The organism is Viscerimonas tarda (assembly GCF_054601255.1).
The window spans coordinates 17809-38923 of the sequence record NZ_BAAHWV010000031.1; the positions used below are offsets into that span (position 1 = coordinate 17809).

Here is a 21115-nt window from a genome sequence, read left to right on the forward strand (position 1 = left end):
TACTTACGAATTCAAGGTGGTAGGGTCGTAGCGTGCCGCGACCGCCATACACAGCCATTTCGTAGCATGGGATGTCTCGCGCTCAGGAGATTGCTGGTCGCGGCCTGCAATGACAGTTGGGGTGTGGGTCAATTCGTTATCAATGGTCGCGGCACGCTACGAGCATTCCTCACCCCCGGCTCCCAGGGCAAGCGCATGAAAAAATTTAGTACTACTATTACGAATGAGATTCCTCCCTTTGGTCGGAATGACTCACCTGTTGGTGGTTTAAGGGATGAGGAAGTGGCGGCTTCGCCGCCACTTCCTCATCCCCTCTCCCAAAAAGGAGACTGTCATTGGTAGCGTAGCGAGAATTGGAAATAGACGTAGTCAAATCCCTGCTCATATCAGCAATTTTACCGAAAGGTATAAGCGCTAAAAAAAATACTCCGTGTAACTCTGTGGTTAAAAAACTTTACTGTAAAACCCGATAAATCAGCGTTTGCTATTCAAATCGGCCAGTACGCTATTTATCTTCTCAAATGTGGTTGGATGTGCGGGGACAAGAGGCAGGCGCAATACGTTTTCGGCATACCCCATGATGTTGAGCGCGCTTTTTATGCCGGCAGGACTGCCATCAACAAAAAGCAGCTTAACCAATTCGCAAAAACTAGTGTGAATAGTCTGTGCATTGGCGTGGTCGCCCTCAAGAGCCAAGCGCACCATGTTTCCAAATTCTTTTGGAAAAACGTTCGCAATCACCGAGATAACTCCGATGGCGCCCAATTTTATAAGCGGAAAAGCAAGTCCGTCATCCCCCGAAATCACATCGAAGTTGGCCGGTTTTTGCTTGATAATATCTTCTATTTGATCTATATTGCCCGATGCTTCTTTTACGGCAATCACGTTCTCCAATTCGTTGGCAATGCGTAAAGTTGTTTCGGCAGTCATGTTCACCCCCGTTCGTCCGGGCACATTGTACAGAATTACCGGAATCGGTGAAGCTTCGGCAATAGCCTTATAATGACGGTAAAGCCCCTCTTGAGTAGGTTTATTGTAGTAGGGAGTAACCGATAAAATCGCATCTATCCCTCCGAAATCGTCGGTTTTCAGCTGTTCAACAATAGCATTTGTATTATTTCCGCCAAGGCCCAAAACAATGGGAAGACTTCCGCGCACACGCTTTACGACAAGCCTGATTATTTTTACTTTTTCGTCAGCGCTCAAAGTCGGCGTTTCGGCTGTGGTTCCTAAAGCAACGATATAATCTGTCCCATTTTGAATCTGATAGTCGATAAGTTTGCTAAGGGCATCGTAATCAACACTCTCATTCTCCTTGAAAGGAGTTACCAACGCTACTCCCAACCCCCTTAGATTCAATTTGGCCATAAAAACAGATGTTTGAACTGGATGCAAAGGTAAATAAATAAGTGAAAAGTGAAAAGCTAATAGTGAAAAAAAATGTGCCATGGGAATAATGTGAATAATTTAGGAGATTGCGGGTCGGAGCCTGCAATGACAGATATAAAAGTGGTCGTGGCACGCCACGACCCTACATTATTCACATTGGTATATTGGCATATTTGTTTGTATCTTTGCCCTGAATTAGTTTATGCCAATGCCTATCAAACCATACAACGATTTCGGGGACTTTCTTGCGCGGCAATTTCCGTTCAAAGTGCAGAAAATATCGGTGAATGCCGGTTTTACGTGCCCCAACAGGGATGGATTGAAAGGTAGCGGCGGATGTAGCTATTGCAACAATCAAAGTTTTAGCCCGGGCTATGGCGACAATCAACTTTCGGTCGGGCAACAACTAAGCGATGGCATAAATTTTTTCTCCCGCAAATATCCGGCGATGAAATACCTGGCCTATTTTCAGTCTTATACCAATACCTACGACCGGCTGGAATCGCTTATCGCCAAATACGAGGAGGCGCTGGCTTTTCCTGATGTAGTGGGATTAATCGTAGGAACGCGTCCCGATTGTATGCCCGGTGAGCTGCTGGATTATTTTGCCCGTTTGAAAGACAAAACATTCCTGCTGATAGAATATGGCATTGAATCGACGCTCGATTCAACACTCGAAGCCATCAATCGCGGGCACAGCTACGCCGAAAGCGTTGAAACCGTCAAACGCACACACGAAAGAGGGATTTACACCGGAGCCCACATCATACTGGGATTGCCCGGCGAATCGAAGGAGCAAATAGTGGCTCATGCCGCCCGCTTGTCGGAACTGCCATTGACAACCATCAAGCTGCACCAACTGCAACTGATAAAGGGAACCGTGATGGCAAAACAATTTGCCGAAAACCCCGAACTGTTCCATTTATTCGATGTGGATGAATACATAGATGTGTGTGTGGACTTTGCCGAGAGATTGAACCCCGGGTTTGTCATCGAACGTTTTGTGTCGCAATCGCCCAAATCGTTGTTGATTGCGCCGGACTGGGGACTGAAAAACCATGAATTTACAGCCAAAGTAATCAAACGCTTCGGGGAAAGAAACACCTGGCAAGGCCGGTTATACACCAAAAGCACAGAACAATGAAAGAATCGTATCACGAAGAAGAAGTTTTTGAGAACAGGACATTCATCGCCCAGGATATAAGTAATGCCGTATTTGAATATTGCCGGCTTGTCAAGTGCAACTTATCGGGAATAGTACTGAATGGAGGCCGTTTTGTGGACTGCGAACTGGTGGATTGCAACCTGTCAATGTCCCGTTTTGCCGAAACCCAACTGTCGAATGTGAGTTTCGATAACTGCAAACTGTTGGGATGCAATTTTAGCGGGGTGTCGGCATTTTTGTTCGATGTAAAGTTCAAAAAATGCATTCTCGACTATGCCTCTTTCGAGAAACTAAAAATGCCCAAAACACCCTTTATCGACTGTTCGATGAAAGGCGCCGACTTCAGCAATGCCGACCTCAGTTCATCCGAATTTATCCGCACCGACCTGACCGATGCCGTTTTCGGACGAACCAAACTCTGCAAAGCCAACCTCACAACCGCCTATTCCTACATCATAGACCCTGCCGAGAACAACCTGAAACAAGCGCGATTCTCCATAACCGGCCTGTCGGGATTATTGGCGAGATACGATATTGTGATTGAATAAAAAAGCCCCTCCAAACCTCCCCGTGGGGGAGGCTTTTGAACTCCCCTACGGGGATTAGCACATTATTGTTTTTTTAAGGGCTGGCGCAGACTTGCAGTCCGTACCTTTCTCTGTGCTGTTGTACATCAATTATTTGTCGTTGGCACAGGCTGCAAGGCTGTGCCAGCAGAGAGGCTTTTGAAATCCCCCCTACGGGGGGTGGGGGGCTTAGGGAGGAATCTCATCCGTAACAGTAGTACTAAATTTTTCATGTGTTTGTCCTGATTTAGGGGGCTTTTTTTTATTGCTACATTATTGTTTTTTTGTATATTTGCGATTCTAATAGTTAAATAAAAAATCCATGAGAAAAACAATTATTGCATTTGTGTTGTCGGCCTTCGTTGTAGCGGGCTGTACCGAAAAAAAACAACCGGAAACCCTTACGCTGTCCGGATTGAAAAAGGAAAATTTTGAGACTCAGATTGATGGGAAAAAGACCGGGCTTTATGTGTTGAAAAATACCAATGGCGTGGAAGTTTGCATTACAAATTTTGGCGGACGTATTGTATCAATTTTGGTTCCCGATAAGGACGGGGAGCTGAAAGACATCGTTCTTGGATTCGATTCTGTTCAGGATTATGTAAATGTTCCCAGCGATTTCGGCGCTACAATCGGACGCTATGCCAACCGCATCGCCAACGGAAAATTTGTGCTGGATGAAACAGAATACACACTTCCGACAAACAACTTCGGACATACCCTGCACGGCGGACCTAAAGGATTCCAATACGTGGTTTTCGATGCCAATCAGATTGACGACAAAAGTCTGGAACTTACTTACACGGCAAAAGATGGCGAAGAAGGGTTCCCCGGCAATATAACCTGTAAGGTACTGTTCACATTAACAGACGATAACGCCATCGACCTGAAATACGAAGCGGAAACCGACAAGCCGACAATTATAAACATGACCAACCATTCGTACTTCAACTTGGATGGAGACGCCAGCAACAACAATTCCGATTATCTGCTGACTGTTGCCGCAGACGAATATACACCTGTCGATTCTACATTTATGACTACCGGCGAGATTCTTAGGGTGGAAGGCACCGACATGGATTTCCGCACGCCAACAACAGTAGGCAGCCGAATCAACAACTACGACTTTATCCAGTTGAAAAACGGAAATGGCTACGACCACAACTGGGCGCTCAATACGGGAGGCGACCTGTCGAAAGTAGCAGCAACCCTCGAATCGACCAAGACAGGCATCGTTCTGGATGTTTATACAACCGAGCCGGGTATTCAGGTCTATACCGGCAACTTCCTCGACGGCACAGTAACCGGCAAAAAGGGAATTGTTTATAACCAACGGGCAAGCGTATGCCTCGAAACGCAAAAATACCCCGATACCCCCAACAAAAAAGATTGGCCATCAGCCGAACTTCGCCCCGGAGAAAAATACAGCAGCGAAACTATCTTTAAATTTTCGGTGAAGAAATAACGGGAAAACCTTATAATGACAGGAGAGGCCGTCGAATAAGAGTTCAGCACGCAGATGACGCAGATTATTAAAATAATTAATAATCTGCGTTTTTGTTCAGATACTATAATATGAGATCTGCGAAAATCCTGCCGATAACGAATTTGCTATAACAAAAAGCCTAGCCTGTAGCCGCTATACCCCAGAGCAAATGCCTGAAAATAAACAATCAAAAGTCTGCGTTATCACTACGAGATTATACCCGTGGCTAATGTCCATGATTAACAAAGGGTTACCTCCTGCTTTCTGATGAACAAGAAATAATCATTTTTAATCACATTAAAATCACAGTTCTGACAAACACATTAGTCTTCCCAATACAACTTGGGATATACCGGATTGCCGTTGTTCCAGCTGCCCAGGGTTTTCCAATAGCCGGCGTTGGTTTGTAGTTTCCATCCGTTGATAATCATATCTTTCCGGCTTTGAGACATACCGTTTGGCCATGTCAACGAAATGTCCGCCCCTGTTGGCCATCCTGTATTGGCTGTACCATTACCAAATGCATAAACATTGGCGCTAGTTCCAGCGCCACCGGCTATGTCTGTAGTTGCATTAGCCCAGTAGCAATCGGTGATATGGGAATAAACCAAATTTTCACCGCATATTGCAGCTCCCGATACGGTTCCCGTATTGTAACAAGCAACAATATATCCAACTTTCGCTGTCGGAACACCGCCTATACTACCCATGTATTCTCCATTTACACCACAGATACCGCTACCCGATAAAGAGCCTGTATTATAACAAGCTATAACAACACCTGATGAACGAGTAACAATACCGAAAGAAGATCCGCCACTAAAATTACCTGAGTTATAGCAGGCTATAATCATTCCCGAGTTATTACTACTACAGATACCGGCGGCAGATGTTGAGGTAATATTTCCCTTATTATAACAATTCCATATTCTACTGTCATTTATTTCACATATACCGGCTTTAACATTACCGGCCGTATTGTAGCAATGTTTAATCATCCCTCCATTCGTGTTAGTTCTACAAATACCCACTCCTGCCGATGCGGTATTATAGCAATTTTCAATTGTTCCCTTGTTATTATATCCACACACTCCGGGTAAAGGAGCTACGGCTGCAGCGTTATAGCATCCCGAAATAGTCGAGCTACTACCTCCACAAATACCGCCTGCCTGCGATGCTCCTGCTCCGTTTGTACAGGTTACTATTCCGAAATTGCTGCTATCTATAACGTCTCCACTATTAGCTCCACATATTCCGCCAACAGCAGCAGTTCCTGCGATACTACCTTTATTACTGCAATTTGTAATAAGGCCTCCGCTCGCTCCGCATATTCCGCCTCCACCTTCGGCAAATTGGAGTGTTGCTTCATTTTGGCAAAACTTAATTATTCCATTCTGAGAGCTTAATCCGCAAATACTGCCAACGAAGCTATTAGCTACTATCGAACCTGATGTTATTGATACATTACTGATTTCGCCATCAATAATTCCAAATAAACCGACATAATTATTATTCCCCGTTATTTTCAATCGGCTAAGACCAAATCCATTACCATCAAACACTCCCGTAAAAGAGGCGGAGGGCTTTCCCACCGGCGTCCATTCTTCCTCCAGCAAATCAAGGTCGGCTTCCAGTTCGTAGTGTCCGTCCAGTGTAGTGGCATCGGTGTTTATCAACTGAAACTCGGCGTAACTGCCAATGGGTATATTGCCTGCCGAATTGGTATCGCGGAAAACCAGGTTGCCGCCGAAGAATTTTAACCGTATCCGTTCGCTGGCTTTGCGACCGACCAGTACAGGACTTCCACCGTTAAGTTGAATACTGCGAATGGTTTTTGTTACATAGGGAGCTACAAAGCTAATCGTGCCATCTGTCGGTAACGCGTAGCTGTTATTTGTCCCATCGGTAAAGTTCACTTTAATGGTTGTGCCTGTTGCAAGGCCGTCCAATAACAATGTGGCGCCGGCGGCAGATGCTTCGCCGCTTTGCGATGGAGCGCCATCGTCCCATGGATTAATTGTTCCCGCACCGCTTGTCGCTGTTTCGTTGACGGTAATGGTATAGATATGTTGTTTGCCTTGCTCAAAAACAGCATTATCGGGTATGCTCCACACATAAAGCTCGCCGCCAATGTTGAATGTTACTTTGCGGTTGGCAAATTCACCAGCGGCCTGTGGTATCAATATGGCCTCAAACGATGCATCGGAACCTGTTTCTGTTGCTACTTTGAGCGCCGCAAATGCTGTTGAGAGGGTTTTCCCGCTAAGCGTGGCATCGGAGAGGGCAAATTGAGCCGTAGCAGGCATTCCGGCAATGGACGCTGTTGCCGAACTGAAATCTGCTGCCGCCATGCCATTGCCTTTCACCACATTAAGAATCAACTTGCTCAGACGGTGGGTGAATTGCAGGGTAGCCGGTTCGGTTTGGCTTTTAGCCTTGTTTTTCACATTGTTGCTGTAAAGCAAATCAATAGCCGCCGGATTGCTTTGCAGCGACACGTTTACCGGATAGCTGAAATTGGTAATTGACTCACTATAAGGGTAATAAGCCACAAAATCTACATTACCCGATTGGGGATAATAGATTGTTGCATTATCGTTAGCCGGTTCAAAATTGGATGTTGAGCTGTTTCCGGTTACTGCATGATATTCGCTGTTTGCAGCCAGACTGCTGCTGATAGTACCACCGGCAGCTATCATGTAAATACCAATGGAATCGTCTGCCAACCATTGGTTTCCTTGGGCCGTTGTGCGAGTGCGGGATACATTATCAACGGTGATTTGCGTAACAAAACTAACGGGAGTTCGATCATCACCCGAATACAAATCTTCGTCCTGCGAACAAGCAGGCAAAAGTATTACGACTGCCAATAACATCAATTTTACTGCACTAAAAAGTTTGAATGTTTTCATATTGTTGGGTGTTAGAAGTTTGCTATGCTATTAGTATAACAATGTTATAGATAAGTTCTTTAAAATTCAAATTTCTTACATAATATTTTAGGGTTATTTTTTCAGACATAGCAAAAAAACAGACGCACCAAATTTTGCATCGCTGCTTAAAACCTGAAACTTTCGGCCCAAATACTTTAATCGTAATCAAAAATAGTTTATATTTGCTTTATCCTTTTCAGGAACCCTGAAAACAACAAAACTAAAATTCGATAAAATCATAGATGGAGCATATTGTACAACTATTAAACCGGAAAAAACTGCAGATATTCTTTTTGTTTTACGTGCTGCTGATTTTGCCGTTACTCACTCCTTTGGCGCAGAATATTCCGTTTAGCGAATCGGCTTATATATTGGTTATTAACACCTTGCTGTTTGTTGGAATAAGCTTGTTTTCGTTTTTTCTTTCGCCAAAAGCCGAAAAAGCAGTTTACACCGTTTTGCTGGTATTTTCGATGATACCGGGCGCCATGTTCCTGGGCTATCTGCTCTTTGCCCGCGTGCTGCTCGAGACAAACAGCATCACCAGCCTCTTTGAAACAAATCCCGAGGAAAGCAAGGAATTTGTGATGAACTACTTCAATGTATGGGTTGCCGGCGGGGTGATTCTTTACGTTATATTGCCCGTTGTAATGATATTGAGGATGCGTTCGTACCGTCCTTTACCCATCCGAAAACACACAGTTCTATTCGCCGGTTCGTTGGTTGCCATACTCTGCATTGTTTTTATTTCGAGATTGTCTCAATCGGTCTATTTTATTAATTTCTATCACCAGTTTGTGTCGTATAAAATGCGTCTTTATAATGAGAATAAAGGCATTGTAAACCGGCAGAACCTTGATTATGAGGTAAAAATGGATGCTGCCGACACACAAGCTCAAACACTGGTGGTGGTTATCGGCGAATCGCTCACCCGCCGCCACATGCAACTTTATGGTTACGGACGAGAAACCAACCCGAGGCTGACAGCAAAAGCCGACAGTATTTTTGTGTATGCCGATGTGGTTTCGCCCCAAGTACATACAATACCGGTTATCCGTTCGGTACTTACTTTATCGGATAAGTACCACCCCGAATATTTCATCGAAAAACCTTCGTTGTTTGAACTGTTCAACCGTGCCGGATACGACACCTATTTCATCAGCAACCAGGCCTTCGGTAAAAAGTTCGGCACAAGCTACGATGTGCTGCTGAAACTCGCCAAGCGCCAATCCGACCTCTCGACACAGAAACGTAACGACGAGGTGGTATTGCCTGCGGTCGGTCAAATCCTCGAAAAAGACAGCAGCAGGAACAAGCTGATAGTCATTCACCTGATAGGGAACCACATGGCCTACAAATTCAGGTATTCGCCTGCGTTCAACCTGTTCGACCACCAGAAAGACCGATTCATCAAAGATGCCGGTTATATAAACGAAGAGGCAAAAACAACCATCGACCAATACGACAACTCGGTGGCCTACAACGATTACATAATAGCCAGCATTATCGACTTGCTGAACCGGAAAGGGAACGAAAATTCGGCGATGGTTTACTTTTCGGACCATGGCGAAGAATTGTACGATTTCCGCAAATTTGCAGGCCATGCCTACGAAAAGGTGTCGGCAGCAATGTGCGAAATTCCTTTTTTGGTTTGGATGTCGGAAGATTTTAAGGAAAAACGCCCCGACCTTGTTTTCGATGTCAACCGCCCCTACTCCATTGCCGATTTCGTCTTCTCCGTATCCGATTTGGCCGGATTGACCTACCCCGATTACGAAGATTCACGCAGCATTTTTTCGGCTCGTTTCGAGCCCGGTCAACGATGGGTGGGCGATATTCCGTATGAGGAATTAAAGGGACATTAGTTATGCGAATAAGGGTCGAAACCTCAAGGGGCATAATTAACTAATTCTTATAACTCTCCCAAAGAGACGAATAAACGGCTTCCCTTGCTTCTTCCAGCAATTGGGATATATCTTCTTCCGATAAATTTTCGGTGGGAATCGGGTCGTGGATAATGAGTTCCAGCTTGCCCGGATTGATGAGGTAGGTATGTATTTTCATCACGTTGTAAGGCCCATTCAGCGTAATGGGGACGATGGGGAGTTTCATTTGCTGCGCGATGATAAAAGCGCCCTTTTTAAATTTGCCCATCTGGCCGGTGTGCGTTCTCGATCCTTCGGGGAAGATGGTCAAGGAGTCGCCTTTTTTCAGCTCTTGTTTAGCCTTGGTAATCGTCTCTTTCATCGACTTCAAGCTCGACTGATTGACAAATATATGTCCGGCGATTTCCGATGCCTTGCCTATAAACGGTAACTTGCGAAGTTCGTGTTTTTGCACCCATTTAATATTGTGATTGAGGTAGCCATATACAAGAAATATGTCGAAAGCGCTTTGATGGTTCGGCGTGAAAATATAGGAAGCCTTTGGGTCGAGTTTTTCAGCTCCCCTCACCGTTATACTGCATAAAGCCACCCTGCAAGCCAGTTTCGCCCAATACCTTGGAATTTTACAACCCCAAAAACTTTTATTCCCGATACTGCATCCTATCATAACCATCAGGGCGACCAATATGGTAGCCGGAACCATTACCGGCAGGAAGATAAGGAACTGATAGATAATCATTAAAAACTTTCTCATCGAAGCAAAAATAATAATTGACCGTACAAAAATACAATTTTTGCTTCAAAATTGCTATACGCCTCCAAAACTTTAGTGTTTGTGGACGAGAAAGCAGGCTAAATCCCCTGCATATATTGTCCGTAAGACATTCAGCTCAGTATTCGTGTATCCCCTACGGGGAAAAATGGCAGATTGTAATTCCATTTTTCTATTGATATGTAAGCCCGATGGGCTATGATTTTGAGGACTAAACACAGGGGTTTGCTGGTGATCCATTATTAACGTGGGCAGCGCCACAAACAAGAAAATGCCCGAAACAGGCGCCCGCACAACACTCTTCTTTAAAAAGAATGCGTACAATTTACTCAAAAATGATTTGCTTATTTTACCGCTATCTTGCGGGTAGCGCCGTCAATCTTCAAAATATAATAACCTTTGGGTAGTGTTATTACGCTTTCGCAGAGGCCTGACTTGATATTTGCGCTTAAAACCTTAGAACCGATAATACTGAAGATTTCGACTTTCGTATTCAGGGTTGTTGTAGTTACCAAAACCTTTTCGTTGTTGATGGTAAGTTCTACGCTTTGCTTGTCAGAATCGGCAACAGAATTTCTGTCCGGGCTTTGGGAAAAGCCTGAAATGGAAACTCCTAAGAGTAAAAATATGAGTATAATTTTTAATGACTTCATAATTTGCCAATCTCTTACAACTGCAAATATAATACTTTTTTGGAATAATTACTACTTTTCTTATAATTTTTCGCACATATTTTCGTTTGCCAGCATTGTATTCGGAAAAATTTGGCGAGCTTCATTCAATAAGGGTTCATAATCTTCGTATCGCGAGGAGAAATGGCCGAGCATAAGTTTCTTTACATTAGCCAGTTGCGCTATTTTGGCAGCGCCTTTTGCCGTAGAATGCCCCGTCATCCTGGCCTTTATGGCATCTTCGTCCGAAAAGGTGGCTTCGTGGTAGAGCAAATCAACCCCTTCGATAAGGGGAACAATGGCCTCGCTATATGCCGTATCGGAGCAATAGGCGTAGCTGCGGGCCGGATCGGCAGGTTTTGTCAGGCGGTCGTTCGGAATTTTCAGGCCATCGGGTGTTGTATAACCGGCTCCTTTTTTTATGGCGGCCACTTCTTTGAGGGGGATGTCATAAAATTTAATCATGTCTCCAATAATGTGCCTGTCGCCTTCCTGCTCCTGAAACAAAAAACCGGCGCATGGAACACGGTGATTGAGCGGAATTGCAGTTACCTTCACCGAGCGGTCGTGGTATATAACTTCTGCTTTTTGGGGATTAAACTCCTCTATTTTGACCTCGAAAGGCAAATCGCGGCAAAAATAATCGAGTTGAGGGCGCAGAATCATTTCGGTATCGGGTACGGCATGGATAAATAAATTGCCTGTCCGCCCCAAAAGCGCCAGGGTCGAGATTAATCCTATCAGGCCAAAACAATGATCGCCATGCAGGTGGGAGATGAAAATGTGATTGAGCCGATTGAAGCGCAGCCGGTTTTTGCGAAATTGCAATTGAGCGCCTTCGCCACAATCAATCATAAACAGTTTATCGCGGATGTCGATAACCTGAGAGGAGGGGTAATGTTTCATGGTCGGCAGGGCCGACCCGCAGCCCAATATATGAACATCGAAGCGTTGCATTATGCTATATGTATCAGTTTATGAATCTGTAAACTAAGCGACCATTGCGGATGCGATTTAATTAAATCGACACAGTAATCGACGTTCTCCCTGTTTAATTTGTCGCCATCAAAAATGGGACTCAGAAAATAGTTACCGGCGGGCGGCAATAGCGAAATATCGGGCAAGGCATCTCCTTTTTGCAGCGGAATCCTTATCTCATTTACCCGGGGTATTATTTTCCTCACATCCTCGTAATTTTCCTTCGGACTGCACGAAATATAATCAATGAATGAGGGTACCGGCAAGCTGCCATTTGTTTCGATAGCCTGTTTGTATCCTGCATTTTTAAAGACTTCGAGATGGTCGTTTGTCAATTGTATTGTTGGTTCGCCGCCCGTCCATATAATCCATTTACAGGGATAGGGCTTTATTTCGTCCAGTATTTCGCCGACATCCATATCTTTGCCCGCAGAAAAATCGGTATCGCAGAATGCACAGGACAGATTGCATTTTGCCAACCGGATAAAGATGGAGGGTTGGCCTGTGCGAGCGCCTTCACCCTGCAATGAGTAAAACAACTCATTTACAATCAACTTCATATCTGGCCGATGTTTTAGGCGTTTCGGATACTTCCACGGCATACAACCGGGGTAGTTTACCACTGAATAGATGAAACAAATATTCCGCCATATTTTCGGCGCTGGGATTGAAACCGAAAACATCGTTCAAGTGCCTGTGATCGAGGGTTGTATCAATGTAGTCTTTCACAAAGTCCAAATCGCGGTAATCGGTTACAAAGCCCACATCGTTCAATGTTTCCGACCGAAGGTGCAGGATTACAATGTAATTGTGCCCGTGAAGCCTGGCGCATGGGTGCCCATCCGGTAAGCCGTTTAGTATATGTGAGGCCGAAAAAGCAAACTGTTTACTTATCTTATACATAGTTTTGTTTTGTATGCTGTGATTATTCAATTTTCAGGTAGGCCCATACCGGATAATGATCCGAGTATTTCACTTTATCAATCGTACAATTATACGACTTGATGTTTGAAGAGTGCAGGATAAAATCAATCTTGAACCAGAAATGGTTTTCGTGGTATGTAATTCGTGGGCCAAATTCATTTTCTACATACGAATCAATCAAATCACCTTTCAGCTTGTGGTATGCATACGATATGGGGGTGTCGTTAAAATCACCGCACACAATCATTCCGTCCGCATCTTGTTCCTTGATGCAGGCTTCCAGCGTTTCGGCCTGAGAAGCTCTTTTCCTGAAAGCATGTCCCAATCTTTGCCTGATATTATTGGCTATGTCATCAATTTTAACGCTGGATGTCTCTTTCAGGAATTTGTTGTACAATTCTCTGTCTTCTTCGGTCAGTCCGTTACTTTCCAGGTGGTTATTCACTACTGCAATAATCTTTCCATTGATATTTAACTTGAATAAGGCCGAACCATTGTCCGATTCGTAGGGAATATCTTTGCTGCTGATTATCGGATATTTAGAAAAACAGGCAACGCCGTATGTATAAGCTTTTTCTTCCGGTCGGAGATTCACTACCGAATAGTATGGATAATTTTTCAGCCGTTTGTGTATATTCTTCATATTGGCCTTGCTCAGGTTTTTCAATGCCACATATTCCTGAATGCAAACTATATCGGCTCCACTGTTGCGGATATATTCAATCACCTGATTATCTTCGTTCGGTTTATTCAGGTCTTCGTGCCACTTAAACGCCATAACATTGTACGACAGAAACTTAATGCTACCCTCGGGAAACTCTTTTTTACCCACATTCAGCGGGAAATAGGTAGTAACAGGCTTTATGCACAGCAAAAGCGCTGCCACAGCAACCAACAGGAAACGCCACTTCCGGCAAATCAGCCAAAAAACAACAAATGCCACATTGATGGCAAGAATAAACGGAAAAGCAAGTCCTGCATAAGCAAACACAATCATTTTTTCGGGCGATACATACCACGAAAGACAGGCCATAAACAAAAACAGCATGGCAACTACATTGGCTGCAAAAACAATGTATCCGCTAAATCTGGCAATATTTATTTTACTTGTTACTGGCATCAAACAACCGTTTTTTTTCTTCACTTGTTAAACTACTGTAGCCGGAAGCTTTTATCTTATCCAGAATTTTGTCAATATTCTCTGTCTCCTGATGTTTTCGCTGGTTATACTCCTGATCGGTTTCCTGCTTTCGGTATTTAACTTTCATCTTTTTCGGCCCGGGCTTAAACAAATTAAATATCCGGTCGATTATACGATTCAGCCATCCGGTGATGTCTCTTCCTTTCAGGTATTCCCTGGCAAAAACATAGCCCAATATGGCGCCGCCGATATGAGCGATATGCCCGCCCGGATTATCGGAGCTGCCAAGTTCCAGAAAATCGAGTATAAATATAAAAATGGCAATATATACAATTTTTATCCGCCCCAGAAACAACAACATCAATTCTTGCTGAGGCCGGTAAAATGCCGATGCAAGAATGATGGCCATAACAGATGCCGATGCGCCAATCATAAGCGAATGGGGCATTTCGCGGTAATAGGGGATGGTATTGAAGGCCAGGATGTACAAGGCTGCACCGGCCAATCCGCCCAAAATATACAGCCCGCCCATATTTTTCTGGCTGAAATTCGTCAGGAATATTTTTCCAAACCAATACAATAGAAGCATATTGAAAAAGATATGGAAAAAACCGGCATGGACAAACATGTATGTCAGCAGCGTCCAGGGGTGCGAAAGCAAGCCGGATGTGCTTGCCGGAACCCCCACCCAATAGCGGATGTCAGGCATATCCAATTTGAATAGCGTGCCCGTTACGGTCAGTATGCCCAGCGCTATAAAAACAAAGACATTGATAAAGAGCAACTTTACCAAAATATCCCCTGTTTTGAATCTCAACTTCAGATTGTCAATAAAACCGGCCATTCGTTTTGTTTTTATGTCTCCAATACAATATCACAATCAGCCCGAAAAACAAACCTCCCAAGTGAGCAAAATGGGCGACCGAATCTCCGGCCATCTTGGCGAAGCCTAAAAATAATTCGATTAAGCCATAACCTATCACAAAATACTTGGCCTTTATGGGGATGGGAATAGGTATCATAATCAGCTCGGCATTGGGGAATAACATACCAAACGCCAACAATATCCCGAACACGCTACCCGATGCCCCAACCGTAACCCAGCTGACTGTGCCGATAGCCGGATCGGACAGGTAGTCCCACAATTGGAATGTCCAAACCAATTCTTGAGTTAAGCCGGCGCCAATCCCCGTAATCATATAATAGGTAAGAAAACGCTTGGCTCCCCAAACCGATTCGAGTGTCCGTCCAAACATAAACACGGCAAACATGTTAAAGAAAACATGGGTGAATCCGGTCGGGTCGTGCATGAACATGTATGTGATTAGCTGATGAGGCATAAAGTTGTCGGACAAAAAGAAATGAAGTCCGGTGTAAGCCGATATATCTATCCCTTTCCCGAGAAAAATATATTGTACCAGCCAGCACAAAGCATTTATGATAAGTAAATTTTTGGTTACTACCGGAATGGAACCCAAAAATCCGCCCTGTTGATTCATATATTCAATTTTAGTTGCAAAGAAACTGTTTAGATTTTAGTTGATGATGCATCCCGGTGATTCTGAAATTTTTTCCCCGAAAAACTTGAGCATATTCTAAAAATCATGCAAAAATACGGATATTTTTCTTTTTTGCGCCCTATTATCTTGCTATTTGAATTTTTAGCGTTATTATTTTTCGTTTTTTTTTGATACTTACCGAATTATCTTTTATATTTGGCGGTAAATAGTTCAGAGAAGCATTTCACTTATCTTACTATGCCCTAAAAAAATATATGTTTAATTTATTATTTACAATTTACTATTATGAACAAAGCGGATCTTGTTAGCGCTATCGCAGAAAAGTCGGGTTTGACTAAAGCGGATTCAAAGAAAGCATTAGATGCTTTTATTGATTCAGTATCAGAAGAGTTGAAAAAAGGTGGTAAAATTGCCTTGGTTGGTTTCGGAACATACTCTGTAACCGAAAAGAGCGCCAGAAAAGGGATTAACCCCAGAACTAAAGCAGTTATTGACATTCCTGCCAAGAAAGCGGTTAAGTTCAAAGCTGGAGCTGATTTGGCCGGTCTATAATGTAGTAGTAAAAGCCAATAAGCATAAAAAACAGAAAAAACGAATGTGTCTTTTTCTGTTTTTTGTTGAACGCCCGTTCATTCCTCCCTGTAACACTTTGGTTTGGTTTTGGCTCACCAGCAAACCCCTGTCTTCAGGCATAATCTAAACAGAAAGAATTTTATTCGCCCCCTGCGCTCCTCATAATGACGATACATTAGATTTTGAATCATGTTTCTCCTGTTCTGTCAGGAACAGGAGAAACATGACTTACACCCCCTGGCGCAAGTTTGCAACTTGCGCCAGGGGGCAACGGTAAAGCCAAAGCCGCCGCACAGTTTCTACACCATGCGGCGGCTTGCCTTATAATTGTTTAGCTACTTGCTACTTAACCAGCGCCTTGCTGTTTATAACGCTGCCGTCATCATAAACGGTGCGCTTGATGACAAAGCCCTTTGCCGTTGCCGAAGCCGGTTTGCCGGTCAGGTCGTAATAGCTTTCGGAAACGATGGCTTTGGCGCTGGTAATATTGTCTATACCGGTGCTTGTCCGGGTTACCGTTACCGTCGTTGCGTACACTGTTGCCCAATCCGCAGGATTGGCCGCTGAGCCGTCCGCGATTTCAATTGCCCCCGCGCTGCTGGTAACGAGACAGCCGTCGCCAGAGTCGCTTGTGCAGGAGAAGGCGCCGGCGATGAGCGTTGCCTTGCCGTTGCCGCTGCAATATATCGCCTCTTCGCCGCCGGTGTAAGTTCCACTTTCGACGATTAGCTCGCCGCCGCTCAGGCTAATCCCGCCGGTAACGTTGCCATTTTTTACCGTAATCGTTCCGTCAGATATGTATATGGCGTTTACCTTGGTAGATGTCAGCAGATGGCTGTCGAAGTCAATCGTGTAGGCTTTTGCGTCGTCCAATATGATTTCGCTTGATACTGCTACGTTCTGATGCATCGTTATTGTTCCCTCTGGTTCAACGTAGTCGGCGGCTTCTTCCAGCGTTTCGCAGTTTAGCGTGCTGTTGCTGATGGAGAAGACGTAATCGGTGCAGATTCCTGCCGTTACCGTTACGGATGTTGCGCTGTTAAGCCAACCGGTGGCAGGCGATACGGTGGAGCCGCAGGCAAGTATTATTTCTGCGTCGCTGGATACAGACAGACAGCCGTCGCCGGTGTCGTTAGTGCAGGAGAAGCTGCCGTCGATAATCGTAACCTTGCCGTACGCAGACGTTATTGCGTTGTCTTCGCCGCTATAGGAGCCGCTTTCGACAATTAGCCTGCCGTAATACACGATAATGTTGACACCAGTAGTGGCGCCGTTTTTAACCGTTACATTTCCGCTGATTATATTCACGCTTCCGTTGGAGAGGGTCTTACCGTCGAAATCGAGCGTATAGGTTTTAACAAGGTATAGGGAAGCTCCTCCGTTTAGGGTTGCGTCCTGCAGCATCGTTATTGTGCCGTTGTCTTCTACGGCTGCAACTGCTTCATCCAGCGTTTCGTATATAGTCGGACCGTTGCTGATAGAGAAGTTGTCGTTAGGGCCAAGACCGCCTTGCGCGTGCGCCGTTGCGGGCAGAAAGAGAAAGAAGAGAAAGAAGAGAAAGGCGAAGACAGTAACCGCCCGCTGTACCGCCCCGCAATGTGCGCATCTGTACGACAATTTGTACGGGTTATAACCGCTCTGTAGCCGTGTCGTTGATTTTTTGTTAATCCAATTCATGTTTACATTATTTAAATTTAGAAATTGTTTAAAATTTATTCGTCAAATTTTACAGGACGATGAAATAAAATATTCGTTTAATTTTATCGCTATGAAACAAGAAACTTAAGCATTGAGTTTTTGTGTTTCTTCGGCGTATAACAACACGAAAGCCGTGCCGGAACGAATCCGGCACGGCTTGTGCATATAAGTTTTACCACCCTCTAACTCATTGAAATATAGGTGTTTACCCCCCCCCCGCAAGGATTATAACACTCTGAACCAGAGCATTATAAGAGTGCATAACAGCGGGTATATTTTCAGGATAAACTGCCATATTACTAATTGTTAATCTACGCCGCAAAGGTAAGAAATGTTTGGAAAACAGCCAAATAAATTTACAAAATTAGTTTTCTGTTTCCTCAAATGCTGCATTTCTGCTACGCCTTGGTTTTGCCTGGTTAGTGCGATTGCGCTTAAAATGAGTAACGCTTTTTTCATTGGATTTTTTTAAATATTAGCAAGCCATTTTGAGAAAAATACGTCATAAACGCAATAAACGCCTTTATCTTCTAAAATCATCTCTTTTTCGATAAGCGATTTCATAGAACGATTCACAGAGCTTCCTTGCTTTAATTGATATCTGGTTAAAAAATTTGATGCATTCGGTTGACTTACCGCTCCTTCTTTTGCAATGGCTTTCAATAGATTAAACTGACTATTTGTCAATAAATTACGGTAATTATAATAAATATAATCACGCTCTTCCAAAATTAATCTATGAATTTGCTCAATGTTTTCTCTTGTTATTTTTTTACCGCCATTTTCATACAATCGGTTGAAGAAATATTGCACATAAAACGTGTGAGTTTGGTAATATTCAACAGCTTCTTGTATTAACTCCAGACCAATATTTTTGTCGCGCTCTGCAAATTTTTTACAGATAAAACTGCAATATGTATCAAAATTGATTTTTTCAAGATACAGGAAATCGGAGCTTTGGTAAAAAGGCCGTCCATAATCCGAAAACATGGCCGACAAAAGATGCCTGTTGCTACCCGAAAAAATAAAATGCACATTGGTTAAATGCTGAATATGAGAGCGTAACAATGCCTCAATATTACCTTTTTCGGGATACGAAGTGATTTGTTGAAACTCGTCAAGCGCAACAGCATAATTCGTATTTTGTTGCGATAGATAATGAAATAGTTGCGACAAGTTTTTTTCGTTTTCCTGCCGCGTGGCATAGTCAAGCTCTATTTCGGGCGAGCTTGTAACGGGGTTAAACGATAGTTTGGCGCGTATTCCCGACAAAAGGCCGGCAATTTTTTGCAGATAATTTTTCGACTGGCGTTGTTCCTGTTCAACAATTGCGCTTATAAATAACTTCAAGAAACCGCTTAAATCTTCGGTCGGCATAATATCAACGTAGAGCGTTTGCCAAGCACGCTTTTTTTGCAGATGATAAAATACATTTTTTATCAAACCTGTTTTGCCAATTCGCCGTGGCGAAAGCAAAGTAAGATTTCGTCCATTAATAAGTGCATCGGTAATTTTCTTTGTTTCAACCTCTCTGTCGCAAAAATAATCGGGTGAATGATAGCCTGTTATTAAAAAAGGGTTTTCTATTTGTATCATATTTTTATGATTTTAGAAATTCGCATTTTGCGTAACGCAAAATGCGTAACGCAATTTGTGCAGCGAAGATATGGCTTTTTTCTGAAATAGCAAAAAATAATCGCTTACTAATTGAACTTACAGGGGCACAACTTTACTTAAAGTCTTCCGATAATTTTCCGCTCAAACTGTCCTTGTCTGTTGTGGGCAAAGAAAAAGGTCGCTTTAGCGAATTGAGCGGCTTGTAATTTTTCGCTCTAAAAGTAAAGCTTATTTCAAAACTAATATTGTCCTCATTTGTCAAAAAAACATTATCGCTGTCTGTATCATCGCCGGCAACATACAACATAACCTTTTTCCCCATGCATTGTTGTGGAATATCTTGATCTTCCTTTTGTTTTAATGTTGCCCAAGCTAAAACATTGGGGTAAAACCAGTCAATATCAATGGGATACACCAAGTAATTGACGAAGAAGCAAAGCGTGCTGAAATCCACATCATACGGAAATGTGATGGCATATTCTCTATCCCTCATTTTTGTCAATCGAGGTAAAACGACATAGCCGTTTTCATTATAGGTCTCGCAAAAATCACTTATTACTTTTTTTAAGACACTTTCATCGGCTTCTTTCACAACAATAAGTTTGTCATTTTCTATTTCGTTGTCCGGCAATGTTTTTTGCACAACATTCGTATTTTTTCTTGATTTTTTCAGAAATATTGCAAAAATAAAAAGGGCTAATAGAATTAAAATAATCACTTTCATACTGTTACTTTTTATATTGATAATGACCAATGATGGCGAACCGGAACAGGCAATCCTCCAAAACCTGCCCGCGCCCAATGTTGTGAACAACCAAATAGCGTGTGCCGTCTGCCGATTTTTTATCAACAACCAACCCAATGTGATTAATGCCGCCGCCTAAATCCCAGCAAACAATGTCGCCCGGCTGATAGTCTTTGGGTTGGGTCGTTATTTTCTTCACTGTGCCACTACGGGAGAAAAAAGTCATCAAATTAGGGACACGCCGGTGGTCGATATTGCTATCCGTTCGTTTCATCCCCCAATTTTTCGGGTACTTGCTAAAATGGGCTTTCATATCTTCGTGAACCTCCTTCTGCAAATCAATCCCCAATTTCCGGTAAGCCCTGATAATCACATCCGTACAAACACCCCTGTTCGCAGGCACATCGCCATTAGGATACGAAATTCGGAAATAACCGGGGTCGTACAGCGCCCTCTGCCTCGTCAATACCAAAGTAGAATCGGCCAGCCTGCGATAAAAACCATCCTGCGCAACCAGCGTCGAAACAGTCAGTGCAAGAAAAACCAGATAGAATAACAGTCTTTTCATTGTCGCATTATTGAATAAAGAATACAGCAAAGCTAGGAATTAATTAGCGGATTTGCAATTACAGCCCCCTAAATCCCAGGGAAAATGAAAAAGTCTGAACAGGCTAAGGCTGAAATCCTTTGATAACCCAGCCCAAGGCAGCGCGTTGGGAAAAATAGCCAATACAATTTTGCGCCCTGAAAGGGGCAACATATCTCTATGCTGGGCTTACAGCCCGACAACGGATGTCTCGCCCTTAACCCAACGCGCTGCGTTGGGCTGGGTTATCAAAGGCTTTCAGCCTTAAAGATTTTCATGCATTTGCCCTAGCCTAAATCCCCCGCAGGGGGGATTTCAAAAGCCTCCCCTGCGGGGAAGTTGGTGGGGCTGGTGGTAACCAAAAAACAGCCCCGCAATTCCCTGCGAGGCTGTTCTCCTTTTAAAATGGCGGCTACCTACTCTCCCACACATGTGCAGTACCATCGGCGCTATCGGGCTTAACTT

The 21115-nt window shown here is 43.7% G+C and carries 21 protein-coding genes; 6 read left to right on the forward strand and 15 right to left on the reverse strand.

Annotated elements, in window-relative coordinates; translation table 11 throughout:
* Positions 1-195 precede the first annotated feature (195 nt).
* Positions 196-342, forward strand: coding sequence for a hypothetical protein (locus tag ACYPWY_RS12410; RefSeq protein ID WP_459685847.1), 147 nt, complete (start codon positions 196-198; stop codon positions 340-342).
* A gap of 132 nt (positions 343-474) precedes the next feature.
* On the opposite strand, the gene dapA is transcribed toward ACYPWY_RS12410, so the two are convergent.
* On the reverse strand, positions 475-1368 hold the full coding sequence (dapA, locus tag ACYPWY_RS12415; RefSeq protein WP_459685848.1) for a 4-hydroxy-tetrahydrodipicolinate synthase: 894 nt from the start codon (positions 1366-1368) through the stop codon (positions 475-477).
* 229 nt (positions 1369-1597) lie between these two features.
* Between dapA and mnmL the strand changes: the two genes are divergently transcribed.
* From mnmL to ACYPWY_RS12430, 3 genes are all read left to right on the forward strand, one after another.
* Complete coding sequence (gene mnmL / locus ACYPWY_RS12420) at positions 1598-2533, forward strand: tRNA modification radical SAM protein MnmL/YtqA (protein WP_459685849.1); 936 nt, start codon at positions 1598-1600, stop codon at positions 2531-2533.
* Entirely contained in the window at positions 2530-3102 is a 573-nt protein-coding gene (locus ACYPWY_RS12425; RefSeq protein WP_459685850.1) for a pentapeptide repeat-containing protein, read from the forward strand. Before mnmL ends, ACYPWY_RS12425 begins: the two co-directional genes overlap by 4 nt.
* A gap of 340 nt (positions 3103-3442) precedes the next feature.
* On the forward strand, positions 3443-4585 hold the full coding sequence (locus tag ACYPWY_RS12430; RefSeq protein ID WP_459685851.1) for an aldose epimerase family protein: 1143 nt from the start codon (positions 3443-3445) through the stop codon (positions 4583-4585).
* A gap of 344 nt (positions 4586-4929) precedes the next feature.
* Here ACYPWY_RS12430 and ACYPWY_RS12435 read toward each other — a convergent pair whose 3' ends face one another.
* Positions 4930-7518 carry a fimbrillin family protein gene (locus ACYPWY_RS12435; protein ID WP_459685852.1) on the reverse strand — a complete coding sequence of 863 codons (2589 nt, stop codon included), beginning with the start codon at positions 7516-7518 and terminating at the stop codon, positions 4930-4932.
* A gap of 263 nt (positions 7519-7781) precedes the next feature.
* Between ACYPWY_RS12435 and ACYPWY_RS12440 the strand changes: the two genes are divergently transcribed.
* On the forward strand, positions 7782-9404 hold the full coding sequence (locus tag ACYPWY_RS12440) for a sulfatase-like hydrolase/transferase (protein WP_459685853.1): 1623 nt from the start codon (positions 7782-7784) through the stop codon (positions 9402-9404).
* Between the two features lie 40 nt (positions 9405-9444).
* Here the strand turns inward: ACYPWY_RS12440 and ACYPWY_RS12445 are convergent, their stop codons facing one another.
* From ACYPWY_RS12445 to ACYPWY_RS12480, 8 genes are all read right to left on the reverse strand, one after another.
* On the reverse strand, positions 9445-10179 hold the full coding sequence (locus ACYPWY_RS12445) for a lysophospholipid acyltransferase family protein (protein ID WP_459685854.1): 735 nt from the start codon (positions 10177-10179) through the stop codon (positions 9445-9447).
* A 362-nt stretch (positions 10180-10541) separates the two neighbouring features.
* A complete protein-coding gene (locus ACYPWY_RS12450) occupies positions 10542-10850 on the reverse strand; it encodes a T9SS type A sorting domain-containing protein (protein WP_459685855.1) in 309 nt (102 codons plus the stop codon).
* A gap of 60 nt (positions 10851-10910) precedes the next feature.
* Entirely contained in the window at positions 10911-11825 is a 915-nt protein-coding gene (locus ACYPWY_RS12455) for a ribonuclease Z (protein ID WP_459685856.1), read from the reverse strand.
* Positions 11825-12406, reverse strand: coding sequence for a 7-carboxy-7-deazaguanine synthase QueE (locus tag ACYPWY_RS12460; protein ID WP_459685857.1), 582 nt, complete (start codon positions 12404-12406; stop codon positions 11825-11827). Before ACYPWY_RS12460 ends, ACYPWY_RS12455 begins: the two co-directional genes overlap by 1 nt.
* Positions 12387-12749: a 6-pyruvoyl trahydropterin synthase family protein gene (locus ACYPWY_RS12465; protein WP_459685858.1), complete on the reverse strand. Its 363-nt coding sequence runs from the start codon at positions 12747-12749 to the stop codon at positions 12387-12389. The genes ACYPWY_RS12460 and ACYPWY_RS12465 overlap by 20 nt, the downstream gene beginning before the upstream one ends.
* A gap of 22 nt (positions 12750-12771) precedes the next feature.
* On the reverse strand, positions 12772-13890 hold the full coding sequence (locus tag ACYPWY_RS12470; RefSeq protein WP_459685859.1) for an endonuclease/exonuclease/phosphatase family protein: 1119 nt from the start codon (positions 13888-13890) through the stop codon (positions 12772-12774).
* Positions 13874-14755, reverse strand: coding sequence for a rhomboid family intramembrane serine protease (locus ACYPWY_RS12475; RefSeq protein WP_459685860.1), 882 nt, complete (start codon positions 14753-14755; stop codon positions 13874-13876). Before ACYPWY_RS12475 ends, ACYPWY_RS12470 begins: the two co-directional genes overlap by 17 nt.
* Positions 14739-15410: a rhomboid family intramembrane serine protease gene (locus ACYPWY_RS12480; protein ID WP_459685861.1), complete on the reverse strand. Its 672-nt coding sequence runs from the start codon at positions 15408-15410 to the stop codon at positions 14739-14741. The genes ACYPWY_RS12475 and ACYPWY_RS12480 overlap by 17 nt, the downstream gene beginning before the upstream one ends.
* A 306-nt stretch (positions 15411-15716) precedes the next feature.
* Here ACYPWY_RS12480 and ACYPWY_RS12485 point away from each other — a divergent pair, with 306 nt between their 5' ends.
* On the forward strand, positions 15717-15983 hold the full coding sequence (locus ACYPWY_RS12485) for an HU family DNA-binding protein (RefSeq protein ID WP_459685862.1): 267 nt from the start codon (positions 15717-15719) through the stop codon (positions 15981-15983).
* A gap of 363 nt (positions 15984-16346) precedes the next feature.
* Here ACYPWY_RS12485 and ACYPWY_RS12490 read toward each other — a convergent pair whose 3' ends face one another.
* The 5 genes from ACYPWY_RS12490 to ACYPWY_RS12510 form a co-directional block, all read right to left on the reverse strand.
* On the reverse strand, positions 16347-17681 hold the full coding sequence (locus ACYPWY_RS12490; RefSeq protein WP_459685863.1) for a hypothetical protein: 1335 nt from the start codon (positions 17679-17681) through the stop codon (positions 16347-16349).
* Positions 17682-18008: 327 nt separating this feature from the next.
* The gene (locus ACYPWY_RS12495; protein ID WP_459685864.1) at positions 18009-18161 is read right to left on the reverse strand and encodes a hypothetical protein; all 153 of its coding nucleotides are present in this window, start codon (positions 18159-18161) and stop codon (positions 18009-18011) included.
* A 9-nt stretch (positions 18162-18170) separates the two neighbouring features.
* On the reverse strand, positions 18171-19298 hold the full coding sequence (locus ACYPWY_RS12500) for an AAA family ATPase (protein ID WP_459685865.1): 1128 nt from the start codon (positions 19296-19298) through the stop codon (positions 18171-18173).
* A 133-nt stretch (positions 19299-19431) separates the two neighbouring features.
* Entirely contained in the window at positions 19432-20043 is a 612-nt protein-coding gene (locus tag ACYPWY_RS12505) for a hypothetical protein (RefSeq protein ID WP_459685866.1), read from the reverse strand.
* Positions 20044-20047: 4 nt separating this feature from the next.
* Positions 20048-20632, reverse strand: coding sequence for a DUF1287 domain-containing protein (locus tag ACYPWY_RS12510; RefSeq protein WP_459685867.1), 585 nt, complete (start codon positions 20630-20632; stop codon positions 20048-20050).
* Positions 20633-21115 lie beyond the last annotated feature (483 nt).